The organism is Noviherbaspirillum album, from assembly GCF_035916955.1.
GTDB classification, from domain to species: Bacteria; Pseudomonadota; Gammaproteobacteria; order Burkholderiales; family Burkholderiaceae_D; genus Noviherbaspirillum; species Noviherbaspirillum album.
Map to the genome: position 1 here is coordinate 130927 of NZ_JAWIIV010000009.1, position 24678 is coordinate 155604.

Here is a 24678-nt window from a genome sequence, read left to right on the forward strand (position 1 = left end):
AAACCATTTCATCTTAATATTCAGCCGTTTTGTTAGAATGTATTTTTCTTAATAAAGAGGTAACGGCATGGCTAAAGTGCAATCCGCTGCAAGCGCAATAGAAATCGAGCTGAAAGAAGCACGCCAGGCAGTCGCTTTCTATACCAGGCGCATCGAGGATCTGGAAGACATACTTGCGACCCTCGCCAGCATCGATGCGCCTTCGACAACGTCGCGCGGCAAGGGTGCCGGGAAAAAAGCTGCCACGAAGACGCAGACCGCCAAGCCGGCGGCATCGTCATCCAAAGGTGCGCGAAGCACGAAATTGCCGCCGACCGGCAAGGATTTCTGGCCGGGCTTGCTCACCGACACTCCTCAATCTTCAGCGCAGGTGTTCAAGGCCGCCCTTGCCGCACTGCGCATCCGGCCCAATCCCGAAGACCGCAAGAAACTCTCCCAGCGCATGGCCAACGCACTGAGCACCCTGGCCAAGAATGGCGAAATCAATGCGGAAGGCGATCGACGTACCCGCCTTTACTCGCGAAAATCGGCATAGGCATTTCAGGTCCGTTCCGGGTCGCAAGGTTGACTTCATTTCATCCGCCTGCGCCCGCACCAACGGTCCCCCTGGTTGCCTTGCCCTGCACATCGGCGGCCTTCAAGCGCCTGATCCGTTCTTCATCGCTTGGATGCGAACTCAGATATTCGAAGGATTTCGCAATCTGCGATTGACCGCTGCGCCGGCCATTCCTCGGCGCGGGTTCGGACTCGATCCTCCCCTCGTCCCGAGCATCGATATCCTCTTCATCGTGCGATGCATTCCCGGCGCCGTGTGAATGGGCGGCGCCCATCTTCGCGAACAGCTCAGCCATTGGCGTCAGCGGCACGCCGTTCGCCCGCATCATGTCGATTGCGTACTGGTCGGCTTCACGTTCGAAATCACGCGAATACTTCTGGTCCAGCAGGAAGGTTGGAACCGCAGCGAGCGCGCTCGACACGTCGCCGACCATCATGTTGACCATTACGCCAACGCCGAGGGCCTGCAGCAGACGACGCAAGGAATGGCGTCGCTTCACATGGCCAAGCTCGTGGCCGAGCACGCCGAGCACCGCACTATCGTCCGCGGCCAGCCTGACCAGTTCATCGGTCATGACAATAACGCCGTTGGGCAGGGCAAAGGCATTGGGGCCGATCTTGCTGCGCCTGAATTCAAGCCGGTACACCACCTGTTCGCCCCCTGGCTGACGCAGTCCGGCAAACAGCTTGCGTATCCTTGCCTGTTCCTCGACGCTGAGGCGTGATGGCTCCATCCAGCTGGCATCGATCAATTTCAACTGCTCGTCACCGATGCGCTGCTCCATGGATGGCGGCAGATTTTGCGCAAGGGTGTCGGCTGCCCATGGCAAGCCCCAGTGGTAGCCTGCAATCAGCACCATCAGCAATGAGACCAGCGCACCGAGCGAGAGATGCCAGTTGCGCTGCCAGCGCACGACACGCGGCTCCCGGTAGCCGTTACGGCGCAGCAGCTTGTCAAGCCCGGCATCGCTGCTTTCGATGTGCCCGCCGTCGGGCAGGCGCAGGATGCGCGGCGCGTGTTCCAGGCGTTCGGAAACGCGCACCCTCGACAGCCGTACCGAACGGCGTACGCTCTCTCCATTGATGGCAAGGATGCCCTTATGCAGCAGTACCTGCACCGGTTGACGGCGCGTCGTGCTGCCGTCGTAATAGTAGGCGTCGATCATAAAGCGATGTCGATATCAAACAGGTCGCCGGCTTCCTGCCCGGTGGCTCCGACTCGGTCTTCACTGCGGTCGGCAATGAAGTCTTCCAGCGGTGCGTCGGGAATCAGCGTCAGACTCTGCACCCGATACTTGATCAGGCGTACGGCGGCAAACGGTTTATAAAGGCCGAGCGTCAAGGTGATCAGCATCAGGTTGCTTGCATGGATCCACAGCAGCCCGCGCGCGCGCGCCGTACTTTCAAAGCGGTGCTGGCCGATTTCGGTGTGGTTCCACACCGTGTTCTGCACGCGGCTCTCGAGGTATGCACGGACGAATAGATAAAACGCATAGGCGCTCATTAGGCCATAGAGCAGTGCAAACAGCCCGCCGAACATTGTGTTGACGAGCACGTCGTATATCTTCGCCGTCAGCGCCGCGAAGATACCGGCTGGAATGGAGCCGAGAAACAGGAAGCCGAGCGCCTTGGCGTAGATCTTGAAAAAATCTGCGGCACGGCCATGGTAATAGAACGCCGTCGTGCCGAAGTCGGCATGTTCGTGCTGGTAGCGCTTGAGGAAATGATGGGCAAGCGGAACCGCAGCCGCCAGCGCGAACAGGGGAACCAGCACTATCAGCAGCATAAAGCCGATGCCGGGATTCCGGGAGAACGACGTGGCGACGCTCCATACGAACAGACCAATGGCGCCCAACATCAGCGGAAAGATAATCAGCTGGCGATAGGCTTCGCCGACAGTGCCGCGAAAGCGGAAATGCACGCCGCGATAGCTGGAGTTGGCCATCTTGAAACGAAATGCGCGAGCCAGCAGCCAGGGCATCACCGCGCAGAGAACGGCGCCGACCGCGATCGCAGCGATCGGGGAAATATCGAATGAAACATGATAGGCCGCCAGCAGCACGACCGCGAGGATACGCCCCTTGAGAATGGCTACCGGATTGCCGTGATAATCGAATACGGCACCGTTGAGGCGCGTGTTGCGGTAAAAGTACTGCAGGCGCCGCACCTTCGCCCAGGCGGAATAGATCCCGAAAGTCAGGATGGTCAGCAGCAGGTTAACGACCCAGATGCGAAAGTATTCCCGACCGGACCCGGTGAACTCGAAGGGAAGCGGCGCCGCCGGATCCGGCTCGGCAAGGGGTTTGGCTGGCCGGACCTGACGCGCCGCAGCCGCGGCGGGCTCCGGTTTTTCGATCGTCAGTGAAGGTGCCATGCTTGCGCCTTCGAGTGTCAGTTCCGCCATGCCTGTTCTCCGCTTGGGCTTTTGAGGTATTCACGGCGATGGTGCCGCGATCGCAATGCTGGCAAGAATACCATCGGGCAACAAGAAAGCGGACGATTTTCGCCTGCGTGTGGCGCAACGGCAGTCGCAGTTCAGGCCTGTTACAGTTTTGAACAAGATGAACGAAGCAAGTCCTGGCATACCCCCCTCGTCTAGAAGCAAGCTCTGCGCGCTATCGCTTCTTGACCGCCTGTCGCAGCGGTGCGTCCGATTCAGGCAGCCACTTATTCCCATGGGTAGCCCAAGGAAAAAATGCGATCAGACTGAATCGAATAAATCGGTTTGGCGGGGTGCACGCATCTGCGCCGGATCTTTCCTTTCGAGTGTCGAGACCCTGACTCCGAGCAGCCTGATCCTCTTGTCCAGTTTCACCCTCCTGAGGCATTCGGTAGCTGCACGCCTGATGACGACGGGATCATCCGATACCTCGGGAACGGTGTAATCGCGGGTGACAGTTTGAAAGTCATGGAAGCGCAGCTTGATTCCGACGGTTCGTCCGACATAGCCTTTGCGCTTGAGGTCTTCCGACACCTGGATGCATAGCCTGGTGAATATCTCGCCGAGACGCTCCCGGTCACCCTTCGGATGCAAATCCCTGTCGAAGGTGGTTTCGCGGCTCATGCTTTTACTCTCGCGCTCGGTAGTTACCGGGCGTCGATCAATGCCATGTGCTGCACGAAGCAGCCATTCGCTATACGTACGGCCGAATGTCTCCTGCAGAAGGGCAGGATTGGCCTTGGCCAGATCGCCGATCGTCATGATTCCCAAGGTATTGAGCTTCGACGAAGCCTTCGGGCCGATTCCATTCACCTTGCCAACAGCCAATGGCCAGATGATGTCGGGGATGGCGGACGCAGGCACTATCGTCAGTCCGTTCGGCTTTTGCAGATCGCTCGCGATCTTGGCCACCAGTTTGGATTGCGCGAGACCGATGGAACAGGTCAATCCCTCGGTTGCTTCTCTTACCGCATCCTTGATGCTTTGAGCGATGGTGCGAACGTCATCTGGTATTCCGTTCAGGTCGACATAAATCTCGTCGATTCCGACGTCTTGTATGGTCGGCGCGATACTTCTGACCGCATTCTTGAACAGGACGGAGTAATGCTTGTAGCGCTGGAAGTCCGTCGGCAACAGCACGGCCTCCGGCGCGAGCTTGGCCGACTTCATCAATCCCATGCCTGAAAAGACGCCCAGCGCTCTCGCCTCATAAGTCGATGTGGTAACGACACCGCGCCCGACGTAGTCCTTCAATCGTGCGTATTGCCTGGTCCCGTCCGCCATCACCTTGGGCTGATGCTGACTCCCGCCTCCCACCACGGCTGCTACGCCCTTGAGATCCGGATAGCGAAGAATCTCTGTCGAGACAAAGTAGCTGTCCATGTCAATGTGGCAGATACGCGGCTCACTAGGATCATACATATTAGCGCTCATACAAAGGCGATTTGCGTACCGAATACATCATGCTTCGGCATCGGTGTCCGGCGACGTGCAGGATAAACATTTTCCACTTCGCATCATATCGGTATCCAAGCGTAATTTCGAGTTGCGGCAGCTTGTCTGGCATGGCCTTGCAAGTCAAGCGCACTTCAGACCGAAGCACTTTACCTTCCTGCTGATATCGACGCTGCAACTGAATAGGAATCTGCCGGGAGAGGAACAAGGAATGAACTTTGCTTGTCTTCCCTATATGTTTTAAGGCGCCTAACGATGCGATGCAGGTTTACTGAGCCGGATATCCGCCTCTGCATGTATCGCGCGGCGTTTGGATAGAAGAAGTCAAGACCGGTAAAATGCCGGCCAGCACGATAATGAAGGTCAGATGCGATTGCGTCGGCAAATTTTGCAGCCGCCTCCGAATCCGACGGTGCATTGCCGGCATGGCAGCCGGCGGGCCGTTTCAATCCCGTGATGACGTGACGTGGCCATGGAAAGGGGCCGCAGGCTCTGCAAAGAACTCCCGTTTTATGAAACATATTCTTGTTGTCGACGATGCCGAAGCCATCGCATATCTTTTTTCCAAGTATTTCCAGCGACATAAATTCCGGGTCAGTGTCGCCGCCGACGGTCATGCTGCGCTCCGGATCAGCGAAGCCGATCCGATTGACGGTGTCGTGACGGACTTCCGGATGGCCGGCATCGACGGGCGTGAGCTGGTCAAGCGCCTGCGGCAGCGGCAACCGGATCTGCCGGCCATCATCGTGTCGGCATTTGCGACCGATGTGCCGGATGAAGACTCGAGTACGAAGATTTTCAACAAACCTGTCGATCCCATGCTCCTCGTACACAGGATGAGCGACATGCTCATCGATGTCGAAACGACGAGGAGCATGAGGTCTGATTCAATGTCCTGACCCCTGCCCTTTCTGCCGGGACCTGATCAGCCGCACCCGCCGGTCTCCATGTTACTTTTGAAGCACGATTAGCAGGCGGCGGCGAACACGGTGTCCGCATCCACCGGCTTGGTGAGATGCATGTCGAATCCGGCTTCGGCGGCGCGATCCTTGTCTCCCTCCTGGCCGTAACCGGTCACGGCAATCAGTTTGCCTCGCCAGCCCGGCAGGCGTGCGCGCATCATGCCGGCCAGGGCAAAACCGTCGATATCGGGCAGGCCGATATCGAGAAAGGCGATGTCCGGCACGGACTTGCCAAGCAGTGCCAATGCCGCGCGGGCATCATGCGCGATGCTGACTTCATGTCCTTGCAGCCTTAGCAGGCTTGCCAGCATCTCGGCGGCATCAACATTGTCGTCCACCACGAGTATGCGTCGCCGCTGCACGTCCCTGACCGCGTCGTCGGGGACAGGCTCCTGCCGGGGCGCTGCAATCGAAGGCAGCATCACCCGGAATTCACTGCCGAGACCAAGGCCGGAACTGGCCACCATCACGCGCCCTCCATGCAGTTCAACGATGCTTCTCACGATGGCAAGTCCCAGGCCCAGTCCCCCGGAGGAACGGGCGAGCGACTGCGGCGCCTGGTAGAAGGGTTCAAAAATCTGGGCCACGGTTTCCGGCAGCATGCCGGCGCCTTCGTCACGGATGATGATGCTGGTTTCGCCCAGACGCTCATCCTGCGCGATGCCGACGCTGATCTCGCCGTCCGGATCGAAATGCAGCGCATTGTTCAGCAGGTTGGTCACCACCTGCTGCAGCCGCGCCTCGTCGCCCATCACCCAAGCGGCTTCGGGGACATGAACGCGTATTCCGCTGCTCCGCCTTGCAACCGCGTGCTGCAGCGACTCGACCGCCTGTTCGATTACCGGCACCAGGTCCACCGGCGCATGGCGTATTTCCAGCTTGCCGCGGGTGATCCGGGAAACGTCGAGCAGGTCGTCGACCAGACGCTTCATGTGTTCCACCTGGCGGCGCATGATCTGCCGCTCACGCAAGTTGGCGGGCTCCTTCCTGACATCCATCAGGTCCAGCGCCGCCACCATGGGCGCCAGCGGATTGCGCAGCTCATGACCCAGGACCGCAAGAAAATTGTCCTTCGCATGACCGGCCTCCTCGGCATTGGCCAGCGCCTTGTTCAGCGAGGCAAGCAATTGCTCCCGTTCCAGCTCGATGGCCCTGCGCTCCCGCGATGCGGATTCCAATACGCTGCTTACGTCACTGACTTCCTCGATGAAGCTGGGCAATGCCTTCACCGGCTCGCTGTGCACCAGCTGCAGCGCCTGGTTTTGCAGCCCATTGATCGCTCCCACGATGCGGCGGGCGATGAAAAAGGCGAACGCGATGCAGGCCAGCAGCGATGCGGCAATGCCGGCGGTATATAAGGCCAGGTTCTTGATCAGAGCCTGCCTGAAATAGGTGTCCGGGGCACCCACTGCCACCGTCCAGCCATATCGCGATGTGCGGGCAAAGGCTGTGAGAACCTCCGCGTCATCGAGCGTCCGGCTGATGCCGCTGCCTTCACTTTGTCCCTTGGCCAGGAGCGCGGCCAATGTGGGCGATGGGCCGGTCGCTACCGTCGTTTCCTGGTCCTTCGACCTGGCCACGCGCAGGTTCGACTCATCGAAAACCGACACGATCCAGCCGGGTGGCATCTGCTGGCGCTGAAGAAACTCCATGATGCGGCTAGGCTTGATCGCCGCGCTGAGCACATAGGTCAGCCGGCCATTTTCTATCACGGGAATGCGCACCGGAAAGGCATATTCTCCCCGCGGTCCCTTCACGATCTTTCCGACCAGCGGCTCGCGCTCGTCAATGACGCGCATTAGGCTTTCCGGGTCGTTGATGCGCGTATCCACTGCGCCGAACGGGGACGAGGTTTTGAAAATGGCATTGCCGTTGCCGTCGGTGAGAATCACGGATATCCATTCCGCCTTGGAACGCGCGGTTTCTCCAGCCACCTTGTAGAAACCTTCAAGATCGCCGTACACCAATGCCTGGTTGTGCGACAGCGTTCCCAATGTATCGACGGCGGATTCCAGCTCCGCGTCGACGGCGCTGGCGAGCGCCCGCGAGAGATTGAGCATGGAGACTTCGAACTGTTGCTGTTGCTGGTCGATGGCGGCACGGATGCCCCATGCGCCGATCAGCGCGATGGGCAGCAAGCCCAGCGCCGTCAGGAGCGCAAGCAGGCTGCGTAGCCGCACGGTTTTGTTGGTCAGCATGAAATCATTCGAAGCGTTATGCCGGATTGGCCTGCGGCCTTCCATTGGACGATTGCGCGGTCGGATGCGCCACAAATCCAGGATGTGGCCTGTGAATCGAACGCAAGGGTGACAGCGAAACCTGCAGGATCCGCCGGCACCGGCAAATCTGCATCGAAGTCGGTGGTGGCGAAAGCCGACATTATTTCACAGACTGCGGGATCGCTCTTTCAACCGCGAACGGACTGGGTGTTCCGCTTTGCAATCATTGGACTGCCTGTTGACGCCGCATCATGAATATTCATGAATCGCACAGGCGATATATCCGTCTGGAAAGCGGCGTGCACAGAAACGAAGCTCAGACAATAGAGCCGATTGAGATGCAGGCGTTCACCGTCGATGAACACTGCCGTGCAACCGCCGGGCATTGCGCCCGGCGATCCGATGATGTTCCATCAGGCTTGCAATGCCCGATCAATCTACCTTGATGTTGCCCTTCTTTACAACGGCAGCCCATTTCGCCACTTCCTCGCGCTGGAACTTGCTGAATTGCTCGATCGACATCTTGGGATTGTTCAATCCCATTTTCGACAGCCGGTCCTGCATTTCCGGCTCGGCCAGGGCTTTCATGATTTCGGTATGCAAGCGCTCGACGACAGGCTTGGGCGTGCCGGCCGGGGCGAACACAGCCTGCCAGGACTGCACGTCGTATCCCGGAGCGCCTGCTTCGGCCAGCGTCGGCACATTCGGCATGGTCGGCACGCGCGCGGAAGCCGTGGTTGCCAGTGCGCGCAGCTTGCCCTGCTGGATGTGCGGGCCGCCGACGATGGTGGTTTCGATCATCATGTCGATCTGGCCGCCGAGCAGATCCTGCAACGCGGGACCGCCTCCCTTGTAGGGCACATGGGTGATGTCGACGCCCAGGCTCTGCTTCATCAGTTCCAGCGCCATGTGCGGCGAGGTGCCGCTGCCCGGCGAACCGGAGGTGATCTGTTTCTTCGCCTTGGCCGCGGCGATCAGGTCCTGGATGGTCTTGTATGGCGAGTCGGCGCGCACCAGGATCAGGTTGGGGATCATGCCCAGCATCGCGACCGGTTCGAAACTCTTGATCGAGTCATAGCCGATGTTGGGATACAGGCTCTGGTTGATCGCATGCGAGCTGATCGTGCCGCCCAGCAGCGTGTAGCCATCCGCCGGCTGGCGCGCCACATAGGCTGAACCGACGCTGCCGCCGGCGCCGCCGCGATTCTCGACGATGACCTGCTGGCCGAGTGCCGCGCTCATCTTGGGAGCGATCAGGCGCGCAAGGGTATCGGTGTTGCCGCCCGGCGGGAATGCCGCCACATAGGTGATGGTCTTTGATGGCCATTTGTCCTGTGCAGCCGCGGGCAGGGACGCGGCCAGCAGGGAAAGACCGATGACGGCAAGTGCGCTTCGGCGGGTAGTGTTCATGATGTCTCCTTGATTGGATGTTTGTCTTGTGCGCCGAAGGCCGGCCTGCGTCGCCGGCTTTCGGTGCCGGTTTTCAACGCCCGGTCTTCGCTCGCCAGGCTTCGAAATCGATCTTGGACTGCTCGTCCGTCGGCGGATACAGGCCGAGAATTGACCGCCCCTTCAGCACTTCTTCGGTGACGAAGTCTTCGAAGGCCGTCATCTCCGTCGCTTCCTTCGCGATCTCGTCTGCGAGATGGGCGGGAATCACGATCACGCCTTCACCGTCGCCGACCATCACGTCGCCGGGGAATACGGCCACGTCGCCGCAGCCTATCGGCACGTTGATGTCGAGCGCCTGGTGCAGCGTGAGATTGGTCGGCGCGGAAGGACGGTTGTGATAGGCCGGGATCGCCAGTGCCGCAATCTCGGGCGAATCGCGGAAGCCGCCGTCGGTGACGATGCCTGCCACGCCGCGCACCATCAGGCGCGACACCAGGATGGAACCGGCCGATGCGGCGCGCGCATCCTTGCGGCTGTCGATCACCATCACCGCGCCCGGCGGGCAATCCTCGACCGCCTTGCGCTGCGGATGATTGCGGTCCTGGAACACGGTGATCGGATTGAGATCCTCTCGCGCCGGAATATAGCGCAGCGTGAAGGCTTCGCCCACCATGTTGCCCTTGCGCGGATCAAGCGGCCGCACATCCTGGATGAACTGGTTGCGCAAGCCGCGCTTGAACAAGGCGGTGCACAGCGTAGCCGTGCTGACCTTCTGCAATTGTTCCTTCGTCTGCTGATTGAGTGCCATGTGAGTCCTGTGATGTACGTTGTCGTTCGATGGGATCAGTAGATGTCGGGTTCGCCCACGCCTGCGCCGAAACCGGTTTCGAGGAAATCGAAGTCGCAACCTTCATTGGCCTGCTTGATATGCTGCGAGAACATCCAGCCGTAGCCGCGCTCGAAGCGCTTGGGTGGCTGCTTCCATTCCGCCTTGCGGCGCGCGAGCTCCTCTTCCGAGACTTCCATGTTGATGCTGCGCGCCGGGATGTCGATGGTGATGATGTCGCCGGTGCGCACCAGGGCCAGCGGTCCGCCGATGTAAGACTCGGGCGCCACATGCAGGATGCAGGCGCCGTAGCTGGTTCCGCTCATGCGGGCATCGGACATGCGCAGCATGTCGCGCACGCCCTGCTTGACCAGCTTCTTCGGAATCGGCAGCATGCCCCACTCCGGCATGCCCGGCCCGCCGAGCGGGCCGGCATTTCGCAGGATGAGGAAATCGTCGGCGGTGACGTCGAGGTCATCGCGCTCGACTGCTTCCTTCATCGACGGATAATCGTCGAATACCAGCGCGCGCCCGGAGTGCTTGAAGAATCGCTTCTCGCAGGCGCTGGGCTTGATCACGCAGCCGTCGGGAGCGATGTTGCCCTTGAGGACGGCGAGCGCGCCTTCCTCGTACAGCGGGTTGTCCATGGGGCGGATCACGTCATCGTTGTACACCTCTGCGCCGTCGATGTTCTCGCCGATGGTGCGGCCGTTGACGGTGAGCGCATCCAGGTGCAGCTTGGCGCGCATGCGGTTCATCAGCGCCGGCAGGCCGCCCGCATAGTAGAAATCTTCCATCAGGTAAGTCTCGCCGCTGGGCCGGATATTCGCGATGACCGGCACATGGCGGCTCATCTTGTCGAAGTCTTCCAGGCCGATGTCGCAGCCGGCGCGGCGCGCCATCGAGATGACGTGGATGATGGCATTGGTGGAACAGCCCATCGCCATGGCGACGGCGATCGCATTCTCGAACGACTCGCGGGTCTGGATGCGCGCCGGCGTCAGGTCTTCCCACACCATCTCCACGATGCGCCGCCCGGACTCGGACGACATGCGCACATGGCTTGCATCGGGCGCGGGAATCGACGATGCGCCGGGCAGCGTCATGCCGATGGTCTCGGCGATTGCAGTCATCGTGCTGGCCGTGCCCATGGTCATGCAGGTGCCGTGGCTGCGGGCGATGCCGCCTTCGATACCGACCCATTCCTCCTTGCTGATCTTGCCGGCGCGGCGTTCGTCCCAGAACTTCCAGGCATCCGAACCGGAACCGAGCACATGGCCCTGCCAGTTGCCGCGCAACATGGGGCCGGCGGGCACGAAGATCGCCGGCACGCCCGCGCTGGTGGCTCCCATCAGCAGGCCAGGCGTGGTCTTGTCGCAGCCGCCCATGAGGACGACCCCATCCACCGGGTGCGAGCGGATCAGTTCCTCGGCTTCGATGGCCAGGAGATTCCGGTACAGCATGGTGGTCGGCTTGACGGCGCTCTCGGACAGCGAAATCGCCGGCAACTCCACCGGGAAGCCGCCTGCCTGCAGTACGCCGCGCTTGACGTCTTCGACGCGCTGCTTGAAATGCATGTGGCAGGAATTCATGTCCGACCAGGTATTGAGAATGGCAATCACGGGTCTGCCGACGAATTCTTCCGGCGCATAACCCATTTGCATGACGCGGGACCGGTGGCCAAAGGAACGCAGGTCGTCCTTGGCAAACCAGCGCGCGCTGCGCAGTGTTTCGATGCTCTTTTTACGGATGCTCATGCGGACTCACATGGTGATGGCAACAAGGGAAAAGGGGCTTGCGGGCAATGCACAGTAATGCACAAGGCAGGCGGCAGGACCATGGTGGTCTTACAGGCTTGGCAAGGATTACAACACTAATATATTAGTATGTCAAACACCCGATAAGGATTTATCATGTTGGCATTCCTCTTGCGCCGAGCCGCAATCACCTCACATCCATACCGCTGACGAATGGACGCCCTGACCGAAATGCCGCCCGCCCAGTTCAACCTGGATCGTACCCGCCACGCCGCGCCTCAGATTTTCGAGCACTTGCGCGAACTCATCATTTCCATGTCGTTGACGCCAGGCACCGTGCTGTCGCGCGCAGACCTGGCAATGCAATACAACATCAGCCAAACGCCGGTGCGCGATGCGCTGATCAGGCTGAGCGAGGAAGGCCTGGTCGACGTCTATCCCCAGCATGCCACGGTTGTCAGCCGCATTGACGTGAACCTGGCGCAGGAAGCGCATTTCCTGCGTCTTTCGGTCGAGATGGAGATTGCCCGCAGGCTTGCATCGGCGTCGGGGTCGGCACTGATCGAGCGCCTGCGCCTGCTCGTATCGCGGCAGAAGTCCGCGCTAGCTGACGAAGACTTGCCGGCTTTCACCCTGGCCGACCAGGCTTTCCACCGGCAGATGTATGAAGCGGCAAAAGTGCCGCATCTCTACGCGCTGGTCCGGCGTCACAGCGGCCACCTCGATCGCTTGCGCAGCCTGCATCTGCCGGCGCCGGGCAAGGCACTGGCGGTGCTGGCAGATCACGATGCGATCGTGGATGCGATCGCCAAGGGCGACGCCAGTCTCGCCGAGCAAAGCGTTCGCAGGCACCTGTCGGGCACGCTGGCCAACGTCGAGGAAATCCGGACGCGGTATCGGGAGTATCTGAAGAATTGAAGGCAGGCGCCATGCGCGCCTTGCGGAACACTTGCCAATTATGGCGGCCGCGCCTATTTGCGCTCGATGCGGCAGCCGTCTTCATCGCACCCTTGTAGATCCGCCGCGTTCCCTGCCTGTCTCGCATCCATGACCGACAGGTGCTCCGCCTTCGCATCCTCGGCCAGCAAGGCGCCGATTTCCGCTCCGACCCGAAGATCATCCACCTGCCCCAGGTGCTGGTGCCTGATCCTGCCGGTCCTGTCTATCAGCACCAGGCTGGGCGTTCCCCGCAGCTGAAGCGTCCTCATCGTGCGCGGCACCGATCCCTGCTCCGCCGGGCGATCAATGCCGATCGGCATGTTGATCCGGTATTCGCTTGCGAAGGCGCGCAGCGCAGCCGGCGTCATCACATCATGGTGCTCGAAGACTGTATGCAGGCCCAGCACCGCCACGTCCTTGGCGGGGAATGCGCGCACAATGCGCTCGGCCTGGGGAATGCCGTACATCACGCAGCCCGGGCACAGCATCTGGAAGGCATGCAGCACGACGACACGGCCGCGCAAGTCGGCCAGCCGGACCGGCCGCGGCGTGTTGATCCATTCGACGACATCCAGTTCGGGATAGAGGGCAGGATTTTGCATGTTGTGCTCCGGGTTGGTTGGATGCGGCAGCGGCAGCGGTAAATGCCGCCGCCACTTTCATTTGCCTTTTCAGTTGCTCAGCGCGACTGCCGGAAAATCCACCGGCACGTCAAAGGCGACATTGACGTAGTTGGTGAACAGGTTCAGTGCCACATGCGCCATGATCTCGGCGATCTGTTCATCGCTGAATCCCGCGCTGCGCATGGCCGATATGTCGCCGGCCGAGATGTGCGCACGCTCGTTCACGACCTTGAGCGCAAAGGCGAGAGCCGCCGCCGTTTTCGGATCCGCGGCGCGGCCGGCCTGCGCCGATGCCATTTCCTCGGCGCTGGCGCCGGCCTTCTTGCCGAGCATGGTATGCGCGGCGAGGCAGTATTCGCAGCGATTGCGATTGGCGATTGCGACGGCGATCTGCTCGCCCAGCTTCGCGTCGATGCTGCCGCCGGCAAGTGCGCCGAAGGCGCTCCACATGCTCTTCAGCGCGGCCGGCGAATTGGCGACCACCTTGAACATATTGGGCGTTGCGCCAAATGCCGCGTGGACTTGCTTCAATGTCTGCTGGCTGCCATCGGGAGTAAGTTCGGTATTCATATTGAGACGGGACATGCTGTTTCCTTTCAAGGCGAGGTGTGAACACGATTGGAACTCCGGGAGCGCCGGACTTTCCGTTCCGGCTGCTCCAGTGCGATGCAGTATGGAATGTGAAGGCGTATGATTGGGATCATTTCATTCATTACACATACCTTTTCGTTCAAATGGATCCTCAATCTCCCATAGATCGCCTGTCGTCGCTGCTGAAACGCTCGGGCGTGCGCGTCACTTTGTTTCACTCGGGCGCCTTGTGCGGACTGCAGAAGTTCGACAGCAGCAGCGGCTTCGGCTTTCTGCATGTGCTTCGCCGGGGCAAGATGGAAGTGACCCATCACGGTGCCGCGGGCGTTCCGGAAAAGCTGGTGTTGGACGAGCCGAGCCTGCTGCTCTATCCCCGGCCGCTGACTCACCATTTCCACAATCCGCCCCGCGAAGGTTCGGATTTCACCTGTGCCGCGCTGGAGTTCGAAGGCGGCTCGAACAATCCGCTGGCGCGCGGCCTGCCGCCGTTCATCCGCCTGCGCCTGGCGGCGGTGGAGGGCTTGGAACCCGCGCTGGCGCTGCTGTTCGCCGAGACGGATCGGGTGCGCTGCGGCCAGCGCGTGCTGGCCGACAGGCTGTTTGAAGTGGTGCTGATCCAGTTGCTGAGATGGCTGCTCGATCATCCGGAGGAAGCGGGCATACAGCCCGGCCTGATCACCGGGCTTTCGCACCCGCGCATTGCGCGCGCACTAGTGGCGCTTCACGAGGCGCCCGGCGACGCATGGACGCTGGAGCGTTTGGCCGAATGCGCGGGCATGTCGCGCACCAGCTTTGCAACGGTTTTCAAGCAGGTGGTGGAGCAGACGCCGGCAGACTATGTGGCGAGCTGTCGTATCGCCCTCGCGCAGGCGGGCCTGCGCGAGGGGCGGCCGGTGAAATTGCTGGCCGAGCAGCTCGGCTATGCAAATCCGCCAGCGCTGTCGCGCGCGTTCGCGGCAAAGACGGGAATGTCACCGAGGGAATGGCTGAATCGGGATCGAAGCACCGGCGATACGCCGGCTGCTTCAGACGGATGAGACGGTTCCTGCTTACTGCTCGGCGAAGGCGCGCTCGATCACGAAATCGCCAGGCGTGGAAGTATTGCCTTCCTTGAACCCGCCTTCTTCCAGCATGCGCTTGAGGTCGCGCAGCATGGCCGGGCTGCCGCAGATCATCACGCGGTCTTCCTTTGCGTTCAATGGCGGCGTGCCGAGATCCGCGCATAGCTTGCCGCTGCTGATCAGATCGGTGATGCGGCCCATGTTCTTGTACTGCTCGCGCGTGACAGTCGGGTAGTAGCGCAGCTTGCTGGTGACCAGTTCGCCCAGGAATTCATGGTTGGGCAGGTGCTCCATCAGCACGTCATGGTAAGCCAGCTCATCCACCTGACGCACGCCGTGCACCAGCACCACCTGCTCGAATTTTTCGTAGGTTTCAGGATCGCGGATGATGCTCATGAACGGAGCCAGGCCGGTGCCGGTCGACAGCAGGTAGAGGCGGCGTCCGGGCAGCAGGTAATCGATCAGCAGCGTGCCGGTAGGCTTGCGGCCGACGATGATGGTGTCGCCCACCTTGATGTGCTGCAGCCGGGAAGTCAGCGGACCTTCCGGCACCTTGATGCTCAGGAATTCCAGGTGTTCTTCGTAATTGGCGCTGACGATGCTGTAGGCGCGCAGCAGGGGCTTGCCCTCGACGCGCAAGCCGATCATCGTGAAATGGCCATTGGAAAAGCGCAGCGCCGGGTCGCGCGTGGTGGTGAAGGTGAAAAGACGATCCGTCCAGTGATGGACACTCAGGACGCGTTCTTCGTGCAGGGCACTCATTGGTTTCCGTTCCTCTTAGACCAGCAAAAAGGCGACATTTTACCGCTCCGGAGCGCAGGCAGCTCGCAAGTTTCATTTTTTGCTGGCCCGCCGCCGCGGGCGCTCCGGCCAACCGGCCGGAATAATGTTGCAATTAAAACATGTTCTTACCTTTCTTGAAGGCACATGAAAGAGGGAACGCTTGCATGAAAAGTTAGACGTCATACAAGCAAAACGACATGTATAATGTTTGGCGTGCCGGAATCAGGTCAGCGTTGACTTGGTCCTTGCACCCTCCCCATCCAACACGGCAAGCTGTTGCCGACTCGAACATCTGGAGACCACGTGAAAAAACTCATGTCCCTCGCGCTGGCCGCATGTTGCGCTGCCGCCGCAGCCGTACCGGCCCTGGCTCAAAACGCTGCGGATTATCCGAAGAAACCGATCAAGATCGTAGTCCCCTTCCCCGCCGGCGGCACTTCCGACGTTCTCGCGCGACTGATAGGTCAGAAGCTGACGGCGTCCTGGGGACAGCAGGTGGTGATCGACAATCGCAGTGGCGCCAACGGCAATATCGGCGCCGACCTGGTGGCAAAATCCGATCCCGACGGATATACCCTGCTGCTGATGGACATGGGCAATCTGACTCTTAGCCCCACGCTGTATCCGAAGCTGCCGTTCAGCCCGGTCAAGGACCTGGCACCGGTGGGCATGCTGGCTTACTCGCCGCATTTGCTGGTCACCAGCAATTCGCTGCCGGTCAAGTCACAGGCCGAACTGGTCAGCTACGGCAAGGCCAACAAGGGCAAGCTCAATTTCGCAGCCGCCGCAGGAACCGGCAGCGCCCCGCACCTCGCCGGCGTGCTGTTTGCGCAGAAAACCGGCCTTGACTGGGGCTATGTTCCCTATCGCGGCGGCGCGCAGGCACTCAACGACCTGATCGGCGGCCAGATCGACGTGACCATGAACGGCATGGTCGCCACCTATCCTCACGTCAAGGCCGGCAAGATCAAGCTGCTCGCGGTGTCCAGCGCGAAGCGCCTGCCGCAGCTGCCGGACGTGCCCACCGTCAGCGAAATGGTCCCGGGTTTCGTCACCGGCAGCTGGCAGGGCGTAATGGCGCCGGCAGGTACGCCGAAGCCGATCATCGACAAGCTCAATAAGGAAATGGCCACTATCGTCAGGATGCCGGACGTGCGCGAAAAGATGGTAGCGCTCGGCGCCGACGTGGCGACCAACAGTCCCGAGGAATTCGGCGCCTGGATGAAGACCGAGATCGCAAACTGGGCTAAAGTTATCTCGGATGCCAATATCAAGTTAGACTAGAACAGTTTTCGGAATGACCCGTTCGCATGATGCGACACGCTCTTGCAAGTACACGAGGAGGCGGGACATCTGAAAACAGCCCATAGTTTGCGCCTGATGGCCGGGGCAGCCATCAGGCCGCTTCCCAATGTCAACGGTCCCACCAAGAAAGAGAGACACTCCATGAAAAATATCAAATTACTCGCTCTCGTGATGTCGGTCGCAGTGCTCGCAGGCTGTGCCGGCATGAACAAGTCGGGCGCAGGATCAAGTGCCTCGCAGCAAACCAGCGCCGCCACCGGCGATGCAGCCATCGTGAGCAAGATCAAGAGTTCGCTGGCCGCCGATGCCGACCTCAAGAATGCCAAGATCGATGTCACCAGCGCCGAAGGCGCGGTGCGCCTCAAAGGCGAGATCAAGTCGCTGGCATTGCGCCGCAAGGTCGATGCCATCGTCAAGGATGTTCCCGGCGTCAAGTCGGTTGACAACCAGCTGATCGTGACAGGCTAAGCCGAGGCACCAAGGCTTTGCTGATGCATCAGGAACGCCCCGTCTCGCGGGGCGTTTTCATTTCAGGTCCCGCACTGTTGCGTGATACGGGCCGGCGTCAGCGCATGAAGCGCCGCACATGGTCTGCGCCGAGGCCTACAGTCTCGTAGTGTCGCCGGCACATGTCGATCTTGGTGAACACATCTTCATAGCCGGTCTGCACGCCGTGCTCGTCGACATAGATCATCGCACCGCTGATATTGAAAAAGGTGATCATCTCCTCGCAGTCGGCGGGCACTTCCAGCGTATGGATTTCACCCGGCGGCTCATAGACGAAGTCGCCGGCATTCGCGACCCAGTCGTGTTCGTGGTAGAACCACTTGCCCCTGATGACGTAGCCGACCACCAGCATGGGGTGTCGATGCCGTGACAGCACCCCGGATTTTCGCACCCGCAGCAGGTTGCACCAGCCGCCGGTCACGGTATTGAGAAACAGCGGCCGGAACCAGACATCCGGCGCCTGCGGCACCCATTCCCTTTCATCCTCGGGAATGGCGGTGGCCACGATCTCCGGCTGTATGCCCCCGGCGCTCGCAATGAATGCAGACATGGTTCAACTCCTCACGCAACAAGATAACCGCCATCGACCGGCAGGATCGCGCCAGTAATGAAACGCGCCGCATCGCTCGCCAGGAACAGCACCGGCGCCGCCACATCGGCCGGCGTGCCCCAGCGCCGCAGCGGCGTGCGGTCGAGAATCTGCCGGCTTCGGCCTTCGTCGTCCTGCAGGGCTTGCGTCAGCGGCGTGGCAATCCATCCCGGCGCTACCGCGTTGACGCGGATGCCGTCCTCCGCATAGGCAATCGCCAGCGACTTGGTCAGCTGCATGACCCCGCCCTTGCTCGCGCTGTAACCCGGCACCAGGCCACCGCCGAAATAGGACAGCATCGATGCGGTGTTGACGATGCAGCCCCTGGACTGCCTGAGCAAAGGGCGCGCCGATGCGCAGACGCGCATGCTGCCATTGAGGTTGATATCGACCACTTCGGCGAACGCGGCCGGGTCGTGCTCCGCGCCACGGCGTATGATGCCGGCACAGTTGATCACGACATCGAGCTTGTCGAAGCCTGCGATCAGCCGCTCCACCGCTCCGCCGTCGCGCACGTCGAGCATGCGGGCATCCGCGCTGCTGTCGGCGGCTTCCACTTCGCGCACGGTCGCGCCTGTCACCACCACCCGCGCGCGCTGCTCGGCAAAGGCCGCCGCTATGCCGGCGCCGATGCCGCTGGTGCCGCCGACGACCAGCACCGATTTTTCATCCAGTCCGAAATCGATTGCCACTGTTTGCACCTCGCCAATGCATGAAGAATCAAGGAAGCGATGCAGGGCCCGCTGCACGGTCTGCAGCCTGTCCCGCACTCCGCCCGGATGCGATGAGACCGGAGATCAGTTGTCGATCAGTTCCGGATTCCAGGCATGCACCGTCTGCTGCTGTTCGCCGAGTCCGGCCACGCCGAGGCGCATGACATCGCCCGCCTTCAGATAGACCGGCGCCGGCTTCTGCCCCATGCCCACTCCCGGCGGGGTGCCGGTGCTGATCACGTCGCCCGGATACAGGGTCATGAAACGGCTGATATAGCTCACCAGATGCGCGACCTTGTAGACCATCGTGCGGGTGCTGCCGTTCTGGAAGCGCTTGCCGTTGACATCGAGCCACATGTCGAGGTTTTGCGGATCGGGCACTTCGTCGCGCGTGACCAGCCACGGTCCGATCGGGCCGAAGGTATCGCAGCCCTTGCCCTTGTCCCACTGGCCCGCGCGCTCGATCTGGTACTCGCGCTCGGAAATGTCATTGATCACACAGTAGCCAGCAACGTACTCGAGCGCATTTTCTTCGCTCACATAACGCGCCTTGGTGCCGATCACCACGCCGAGTTCCACCTCCCAGTCGGTCTTCAACGAATCCTGCGGCAGAACGACCGGGTCATTGCAGCCGATCACGGCGCTGGTGGCTTTCATGAAAAGCACGGGTTCCGGCGGCACCGGCAGATTGGACTCGGCCGCATGGTCGGCATAGTTGAGGCCGACGCAGATGAACTTGCCGATGCCGGCATAGGGCGGAGCGATGCGGCCGGGGTTATCCACCACCGGCAGCTTGCCGGTATCGATGGCGGCCAATTTGGCGAGCGCGCCGGGCGACAACGACTCGGCGGTGAAGTCCTGCAGGACGGAGGACAGGTCCCTGACCTTGCCGCCGGCATCGACGATTGCCGGTTTCTCGTTTCCTTTTGCGCCGTATCGCATCAACTTCATATATCGTTCCTTGAATGGGTGTAATGGTTAGGCCAGATGTTCATGCGCTGAACTGTCGTGCATCGGAACCGTTCAGCTATTCAACGTTTCAATTGGACCAGCCGCCGTCGATGATCTGCGCGGTGCCGGTCGTGAACGAGGATTCGTCGGAGGCGAGATAAACCGCCAGGGCCGCGATCTCGCTCGCGCGGCCGACGCGCCCCATCGGCTGCCGCGCGACAAAGGCGGCTTCCACCGCGGCAATACTCTGTCCGCTGTCGCGGGCCTGCGATTCAATCCGCTGCCGCAATGACGGTGATTCTACGGTGCCCGGGCAAATCGCGTTGCAGCGTATGCCCTTGGTGACGAAATCAGCCGCGACCGATTTCGTCATGCCGATGACGGCCGCTTTTGATGCGCCGTAGACGAACCGGTTGGGCACGCCCTTGACGCTTGAGGCGGCCGACGACATGTTGATGATGGAACCGCCGCCGCCCTCGATCATCGCCGGCAGGAAGGCGCGCATCATGCGGTACATCGCGCGCGCGTTGAGATCGAAGGAAAAGTCCCAGGATTTCTCGTCGCATTCGAGGATGCTGCCATGATCGACGAAGCCGGCGCAATTAAACAGTACATGGATGCGCCCGACCTCGCGGGCCAGCGCCTCGATGGCTGCGGCGTCGGTGACATCGAGGCGGCGCGCCGTGCAGCCGGGCAGCTCGGCCAGTTCCGGCAACAGGTCTTCATTGATGTCGGTAGCGATCACGCGCGCGCCTTCGCGCACGAAGGCCTCGACAGTGGCACGGCCGATGCCCTGGCCTGCTGCGGTAACGAGGGCGATCTTGTTGGAAAGGCGGGGCATGCTGGTCTCCATGGTCAGATCTCGCTTCGTCAATGTCGGCATGCCGCACATGCACGCCGGTGCATCGAGGGAAGGGATGGAATTTTTCGTATTGAATGCCAATGAACCCTATGATAAATTGGTAAGGCCACTTTATCAATTCCCAATCGATCTAATTCTCGATTATTTTCAAATCCGATATGACGCAATCGTTATCCCTGAGCACACTCGGCCGCCTGCCTCCAGCAGTCAGGCCGCACTACGAACCGGTGACATTGCGTGCGGGAATCGTTCACATCGGTGCCGGCGCGTTCCATCGCGCCCACCAGGCCGTGTATACCGAAGAAGCTCTCGCTACCGAATACGGCGATTGGGGCATCATCGGTGCAAGCCTGCGCCAGCAGGGCCTGAGCGACACGCTGCGCGCGCAGGACAGCCTGTACAGCGTACTGACCAGGAGCGAGGCGGGCAGCGGCTTGCGGGTCATCGCTTGCGTCCGTGACGTCATCCACACGCCGTCCGACCCGCGGCGGTTGCCGGCGCTGATCGCTTCGGCGCAGATCAAGCTGGTTTCGCTGACCGTCACGGAAAAAGGTTACGGATTCGATCCGGCGACGCGCTCGCTCGATTTCGCGCGGCCGGATATCGCACGGGATCTGCGCACACCGCATGTGCCGGCGAGCACGATCGGCACGCTGTTCGCGGGCCTGCATGCGCGCCGCATTGCGCACGGGCGTCCGCTGACAGTGCTCTGCTGCGACAACCTGCAGCACAACGGCCGCCTGCTCAGGCATCTCGTGCTCGCCTATGCAGAGCAGGTCGACGGCACGACCGCACGCTGGATCGAAGCGCAGGTTGCCTTTCCCGATACCATGGTGGACCGCATCGTTCCCGCCACCACGCCGGCGACGCTTGACGAAGTCGAGGAACGCCTCGGCCTGCGCGACAATGCCGCGGTCTGGGGCGAACCGTTCATGCAATGGGTGATCGAGGATGCGTTCGCGAGCGAACGGCCGTACTGGGAGGCCGGCGGCGCGCAATTCGTGCCCGACGTGAAACCCTATGAGGACATGAAGCTGCGCCTGCTCAACAGCAGCAATTCCCTGCTCGCCTATCTCGGCTATCTGGCCGGCTGCGACTATGTATACGAGGCGATCGCCCTGCCGGGTTACGCCCAACTGGCGCGTCGCTTCATGCAGGAGGAAGCGGCACCCACGCTGTCGATGCCTCCGGGCCAGGACCTTGCGGCCTATCAGGAACGGCTCATCGAGCGCTTCGGCAACACCGCCCTTCCGCACCGCTGCCATCAGATCGCCATGGATGGCTCACAGAAGCTGCCGCCGCGCTTTCTTGCCATCGTGCGCGACAACCTGGCGGCCGGCCGACCGGTTCGCCTGTCCGCGCTGGCGGTGGCGGCATGGATGCGCTATGTCGGCGGCAAGGACGAAAACGGCAAGCCCATCGCGGTGCAGGACCCGCTGGCGAATCAGCTGCAGGCGGCGGCGCAGGGCGAGGCGGCAGGCATCGTCGACCGGTTGCTGGACATGCGCGCAATCTTCGGCGATGAGCTGCCGCGGTGCGAACGCTTCCGCTCCGAACTGATTGCAGCGCTGGAGCGGCTGCAGCAGATCGGCAGCCGGGCCGCGGTGATGGAATATGCCGCCGGGTGAGGTTCCACATCGCGGCAACAAGACCCCGGCACATACAAAAACATTCAAGGAGACCGCATGAAAATCATCGATGCCAAAGTCATCGTCTGTTCCCCCGGCCGCAACTTTGTCACGCTCAAGATCACGACCGACGACGGCCTGAGCGGCATCGGCGATGCCACGCTGAACGGGCGCGAGCTGTCGGTGGCGTCATACCTGACGGACCATGTCATTCCCTGCCTCATCGGTCGCGACGCGCACCAGGTCGAGGATATCTGGCAATACCTGTACCGCGGCGCCTACTGGCGGCGCGGACCGGTGACGATGACGGCCATCGCGGCGGTCGACACCGCGCTGTGGGACATCAAGGCCAAGGCGGCGGGCATGCCGCTGTATCAGCTGCTGGGCGGGAAAAGCCGCACCGGCGTGATGGTGTACGGCCATGCCAACGGCGCCGGCATCGACGAGACGGTGGAACAGGTGCTGCATTACAAGAAGCTCGGCTACAAGGCCATCCGTGCGCAATCGGGAGTGCCGGGACTGGAAAAGGTGTATGGCGTGGGACGCGGCACGCTGTTCTACGAGCCCGCCGACAGCAGCCTGCCGTCGGAGCACGACTGGAGCACCGAACGCTATCTGCTGCATACGCCGAAGCTGTTCGCCGCGGTGCGCGAAGCGGTCGGGCCGGATGTGCATCTGCTGCACGACGTGCATCACCGGCTCACCCCGATCGAGGCGGCACGGCTGGGCAAGGCGCTCGAGCCTTACCATCTGTTCTGGATGGAGGATGCGACGCCGGCCGAAAACCAGGAAAGTTTCCGCCTGATCCGGCAGCACACCACGACGCCGCTGGCGGTCGGCGAAATATTCAATTCGATCTGGGATTGCAAGGACCTGATCCAGCATCAGCTGATCGACTACATCCGCACCACCGTGGTCCATGCCGGCGGCATCACGCAGCTGCGCCGCATTGCAGACTTCGCCGGCATGTACCAGGTGCGGACCGGCTCGCATGGCGCAACCGACCTGTCGCCGGTCTGCATGGGAGCCGCGCTGCATTTCGATCTATGGGTACCGAACTTCGGCATCCAGGAATACATGCGGCATACCGATGAAACCGATGCAGTCTTCCCGCATGCGTACACCTTCGAGGATGGCTTCCTGCATCCGGGCGACGCGCCTGGCCATGGCGTCGACATCGATGAAGCGCTGGCGGCCCGTTATCCGTACAAGCCGGCTTATCTGCCGGTGAACCGGCTTGCGCATGACGGCACGCTTTGGCACTGGTAGTGATTACGTGCCGTCTGACATTTCACTTTGCCGTCGAGGAGTCGCCAGCGGGCCATGCCTTGAGCACTTGAGCAGTGCGCTTACGCGCAGGGTGCAGGCCTGACGCTGGTGATCGCTACCACTTCGCGGCCATAGGGATCGACTTCGATATCGACGAAGTTCGCTGTGGATTGCTCAACCAGGACCGATATGCACGCACCATTTGTAGAGAGAGCATTTACGATTCGCATGGCAAGTGCGCCATATCGAACAGTGCCTTGTGGCGTGTTCAAACAGAACTGTGCATTTTCAAGGTCAGTGCGAAAGTTATACAGACAGCCGGTATCGGCATAGAACGCAAACGTGTCATTGTTGGCATCGACCACCTGGTCGCCGCTACTGTTTCCGGTCCAGGCAATGAACGGTTGGGGATCTGGCGCCGATTCCGCATTTACGCCTATGCCAATCCCGACTTCGCCGCCCCCGCAGCCAAACAGTGGAATCAATAGGAGGAATGAAATCCACTTGTTCGTTGCCATGGCGGCTTCCTTACACTCGGGAAATGATCTTATGGTTCAGACAACAACACAGACAAGGTAGTTCGTCTTTACGCCAAGCAATGCCTATTTCCGACGATGACGGCAACAAGCCAGACTCACGCCGCGAAAGCCGTTTACCCCTCTTTGCAACGGCCGCCACTCCAAGAATCTGTCACTCGGGGGTCTTTTCCTGGTGCATGCACTCGTGAGGGCAATTCCGGCTGTGGCTGCTTCATTCCACCAATGTTAAAATTCTTGCCATGGGTATGAGTCAAAGAATTAATCGTCTTGCCGTATGGATCGCCGTTCTGGCCATCCTGCTGGCGACGCTCATGCCTGCCATTTCGCATGCAATGGTTTCCAGGGCGATTGATACGAGCGCAATGCATGAAATCTGCACGTCAGAGGGCATCAAGCTTGCAACGCACTCCGACCATGGTGATCAGTCCCAGCAGCACTCCGAACAAGGCATGCACCTCGAGCATTGTCCATATTGCATAACCAGTGCGGCTTCGGCCGCATTGCCGTCCAAGACCTTCTGCATGCCTGTCATCGCGGGTACGCAGCTTGTTCCGTCGCTCTTCCTCGAAGCGGCACATCCCTTATTTGCCTGGGCCGCTGCACAGCCTCGCGGTCCTCCAGCTCACTCCTGAAACGGCGTAACCGCCGTAGCACCTATTGCTGTAGCGCATTTGCGTCGTTACGCCAGTTCTGCACGAGTTCTCTCGAAGCG

25 protein-coding genes are annotated in these 24678 nt (G+C 61.0%); 10 read left to right on the forward strand and 15 right to left on the reverse strand.

The window, feature by feature from the left end; translation table 11 throughout:
• Positions 1-67: 67 nt before the first annotated feature.
• Positions 68-535 carry a hypothetical protein gene (locus RY831_RS12915; RefSeq protein WP_326506764.1) on the forward strand — a complete coding sequence of 156 codons (468 nt, stop codon included), beginning with the start codon at positions 68-70 and terminating at the stop codon, positions 533-535.
• Positions 536-575: 40 nt separating this feature from the next.
• Here the strand turns inward: RY831_RS12915 and RY831_RS12920 are convergent, their stop codons facing one another.
• The 3 genes from RY831_RS12920 to RY831_RS12930 all read right to left on the reverse strand — a co-directional run bounded on the left by RY831_RS12920 (position 576) and on the right by RY831_RS12930 (position 4417).
• Positions 576-1721, reverse strand: a complete 1146-nt coding sequence (locus tag RY831_RS12920; RefSeq protein ID WP_326506765.1) for a M48 family metallopeptidase — start codon at positions 1719-1721, stop codon at positions 576-578.
• The gene (locus tag RY831_RS12925) at positions 1718-2959 is read right to left on the reverse strand and encodes a YjgN family protein (RefSeq protein WP_326506766.1); all 1242 of its coding nucleotides are present in this window, start codon (positions 2957-2959) and stop codon (positions 1718-1720) included. The genes RY831_RS12920 and RY831_RS12925 overlap by 4 nt, the downstream gene beginning before the upstream one ends.
• A gap of 297 nt (positions 2960-3256) precedes the next feature.
• Positions 3257-4417 (reverse strand): Y-family DNA polymerase, encoded by a 1161-nt coding sequence (locus tag RY831_RS12930; protein WP_326506767.1) that lies wholly within the window; start codon positions 4415-4417, stop codon positions 3257-3259.
• Between the two features lie 458 nt (positions 4418-4875).
• Between RY831_RS12930 and RY831_RS12935 the strand changes: the two genes are divergently transcribed.
• Entirely contained in the window at positions 4876-5349 is a 474-nt protein-coding gene (locus tag RY831_RS12935; protein ID WP_326506768.1) for a response regulator, read from the forward strand.
• A 68-nt stretch (positions 5350-5417) separates the two neighbouring features.
• Here RY831_RS12935 and RY831_RS12940 read toward each other — a convergent pair whose 3' ends face one another.
• Positions 5418-7610, reverse strand: coding sequence for a hybrid sensor histidine kinase/response regulator (locus RY831_RS12940; protein ID WP_326506769.1), 2193 nt, complete (start codon positions 7608-7610; stop codon positions 5418-5420).
• Positions 7611-7882: 272 nt separating this feature from the next.
• Here RY831_RS12940 and RY831_RS12945 point away from each other — a divergent pair, with 272 nt between their 5' ends.
• Positions 7883-8077: a hypothetical protein gene (locus RY831_RS12945; protein WP_326506770.1), complete on the forward strand. Its 195-nt coding sequence runs from the start codon at positions 7883-7885 to the stop codon at positions 8075-8077.
• On the opposite strand, the gene RY831_RS12950 is transcribed toward RY831_RS12945, so the two are convergent.
• From RY831_RS12950 to araD, 3 genes are all read right to left on the reverse strand, one after another.
• Complete coding sequence (locus RY831_RS12950) at positions 8064-9041, reverse strand: Bug family tripartite tricarboxylate transporter substrate binding protein (RefSeq protein ID WP_326506771.1); 978 nt, start codon at positions 9039-9041, stop codon at positions 8064-8066. The two genes, RY831_RS12945 and RY831_RS12950, sit on opposite strands and share 14 nt — an antisense overlap.
• 73 nt (positions 9042-9114) lie before the next feature.
• Entirely contained in the window at positions 9115-9831 is a 717-nt protein-coding gene (locus RY831_RS12955; protein ID WP_326506772.1) for a ribonuclease activity regulator RraA, read from the reverse strand.
• A gap of 35 nt (positions 9832-9866) precedes the next feature.
• On the reverse strand, positions 9867-11606 hold the full coding sequence (gene araD / locus RY831_RS12960) for an L-arabinonate dehydratase (protein WP_326506773.1): 1740 nt from the start codon (positions 11604-11606) through the stop codon (positions 9867-9869).
• Between the two features lie 213 nt (positions 11607-11819).
• Between araD and RY831_RS12965 the strand changes: the two genes are divergently transcribed.
• Positions 11820-12524 carry a GntR family transcriptional regulator gene (locus RY831_RS12965; protein WP_326506774.1) on the forward strand — a complete coding sequence of 235 codons (705 nt, stop codon included), beginning with the start codon at positions 11820-11822 and terminating at the stop codon, positions 12522-12524.
• A gap of 53 nt (positions 12525-12577) precedes the next feature.
• On the opposite strand, the gene RY831_RS12970 is transcribed toward RY831_RS12965, so the two are convergent.
• Positions 12578-13147, reverse strand: coding sequence for a peroxiredoxin family protein (locus tag RY831_RS12970; protein ID WP_326506775.1), 570 nt, complete (start codon positions 13145-13147; stop codon positions 12578-12580).
• Positions 13148-13216: 69 nt separating this feature from the next.
• On the reverse strand, positions 13217-13753 hold the full coding sequence (locus RY831_RS12975; RefSeq protein ID WP_326506776.1) for a carboxymuconolactone decarboxylase family protein: 537 nt from the start codon (positions 13751-13753) through the stop codon (positions 13217-13219).
• A gap of 149 nt (positions 13754-13902) precedes the next feature.
• On the opposite strand from RY831_RS12975, the gene RY831_RS12980 reads away from it, so the two are divergent.
• Positions 13903-14796 (forward strand): AraC family transcriptional regulator, encoded by an 894-nt coding sequence (locus tag RY831_RS12980; protein ID WP_326506777.1) that lies wholly within the window; start codon positions 13903-13905, stop codon positions 14794-14796.
• A gap of 12 nt (positions 14797-14808) precedes the next feature.
• On the opposite strand, the gene RY831_RS12985 is transcribed toward RY831_RS12980, so the two are convergent.
• Positions 14809-15582 carry a ferredoxin--NADP reductase gene (locus RY831_RS12985; protein ID WP_326506778.1) on the reverse strand — a complete coding sequence of 258 codons (774 nt, stop codon included), beginning with the start codon at positions 15580-15582 and terminating at the stop codon, positions 14809-14811.
• Between the two features lie 324 nt (positions 15583-15906).
• Between RY831_RS12985 and RY831_RS12990 the strand changes: the two genes are divergently transcribed.
• Both RY831_RS12990 and RY831_RS12995 read left to right on the forward strand, forming a co-directional pair.
• Positions 15907-16887 (forward strand): Bug family tripartite tricarboxylate transporter substrate binding protein, encoded by a 981-nt coding sequence (locus RY831_RS12990; protein ID WP_326506779.1) that lies wholly within the window; start codon positions 15907-15909, stop codon positions 16885-16887.
• A gap of 162 nt (positions 16888-17049) precedes the next feature.
• Positions 17050-17376 carry a BON domain-containing protein gene (locus RY831_RS12995; protein WP_326506780.1) on the forward strand — a complete coding sequence of 109 codons (327 nt, stop codon included), beginning with the start codon at positions 17050-17052 and terminating at the stop codon, positions 17374-17376.
• Positions 17377-17473: 97 nt separating this feature from the next.
• Here RY831_RS12995 and RY831_RS13000 read toward each other — a convergent pair whose 3' ends face one another.
• The 4 genes from RY831_RS13000 to RY831_RS13015 all read right to left on the reverse strand — a co-directional run bounded on the left by RY831_RS13000 (position 17474) and on the right by RY831_RS13015 (position 20509).
• On the reverse strand, positions 17474-17965 hold the full coding sequence (locus RY831_RS13000; RefSeq protein WP_326506781.1) for a 2,4'-dihydroxyacetophenone dioxygenase family protein: 492 nt from the start codon (positions 17963-17965) through the stop codon (positions 17474-17476).
• Positions 17966-17976: 11 nt separating this feature from the next.
• Positions 17977-18696: an SDR family NAD(P)-dependent oxidoreductase gene (locus RY831_RS13005; protein ID WP_326506782.1), complete on the reverse strand. Its 720-nt coding sequence runs from the start codon at positions 18694-18696 to the stop codon at positions 17977-17979.
• Positions 18697-18801: 105 nt separating this feature from the next.
• Entirely contained in the window at positions 18802-19668 is an 867-nt protein-coding gene (locus tag RY831_RS13010; protein ID WP_326506783.1) for a fumarylacetoacetate hydrolase family protein, read from the reverse strand.
• Between the two features lie 88 nt (positions 19669-19756).
• On the reverse strand, positions 19757-20509 hold the full coding sequence (locus RY831_RS13015; protein ID WP_326506784.1) for an SDR family oxidoreductase: 753 nt from the start codon (positions 20507-20509) through the stop codon (positions 19757-19759).
• Between the two features lie 179 nt (positions 20510-20688).
• On the opposite strand from RY831_RS13015, the gene RY831_RS13020 reads away from it, so the two are divergent.
• Together RY831_RS13020 and manD are read left to right on the forward strand one after the other, a co-directional pair.
• Positions 20689-22158: a mannitol dehydrogenase family protein gene (locus RY831_RS13020; protein ID WP_326506785.1), complete on the forward strand. Its 1470-nt coding sequence runs from the start codon at positions 20689-20691 to the stop codon at positions 22156-22158.
• A gap of 57 nt (positions 22159-22215) precedes the next feature.
• Positions 22216-23427 carry a D-mannonate dehydratase ManD gene (gene manD / locus RY831_RS13025; protein ID WP_326506786.1) on the forward strand — a complete coding sequence of 404 codons (1212 nt, stop codon included), beginning with the start codon at positions 22216-22218 and terminating at the stop codon, positions 23425-23427.
• An 80-nt stretch (positions 23428-23507) separates the two neighbouring features.
• Here the strand turns inward: manD and RY831_RS13030 are convergent, their stop codons facing one another.
• Positions 23508-23945 carry a hypothetical protein gene (locus tag RY831_RS13030; RefSeq protein ID WP_326506787.1) on the reverse strand — a complete coding sequence of 146 codons (438 nt, stop codon included), beginning with the start codon at positions 23943-23945 and terminating at the stop codon, positions 23508-23510.
• A 266-nt stretch (positions 23946-24211) separates the two neighbouring features.
• Here RY831_RS13030 and RY831_RS33240 point away from each other — a divergent pair, with 266 nt between their 5' ends.
• Positions 24212-24598, forward strand: coding sequence for a DUF2946 domain-containing protein (locus RY831_RS33240; RefSeq protein ID WP_367576092.1), 387 nt, complete (start codon positions 24212-24214; stop codon positions 24596-24598).
• Positions 24599-24678: the final 80 nt, after the last annotated feature.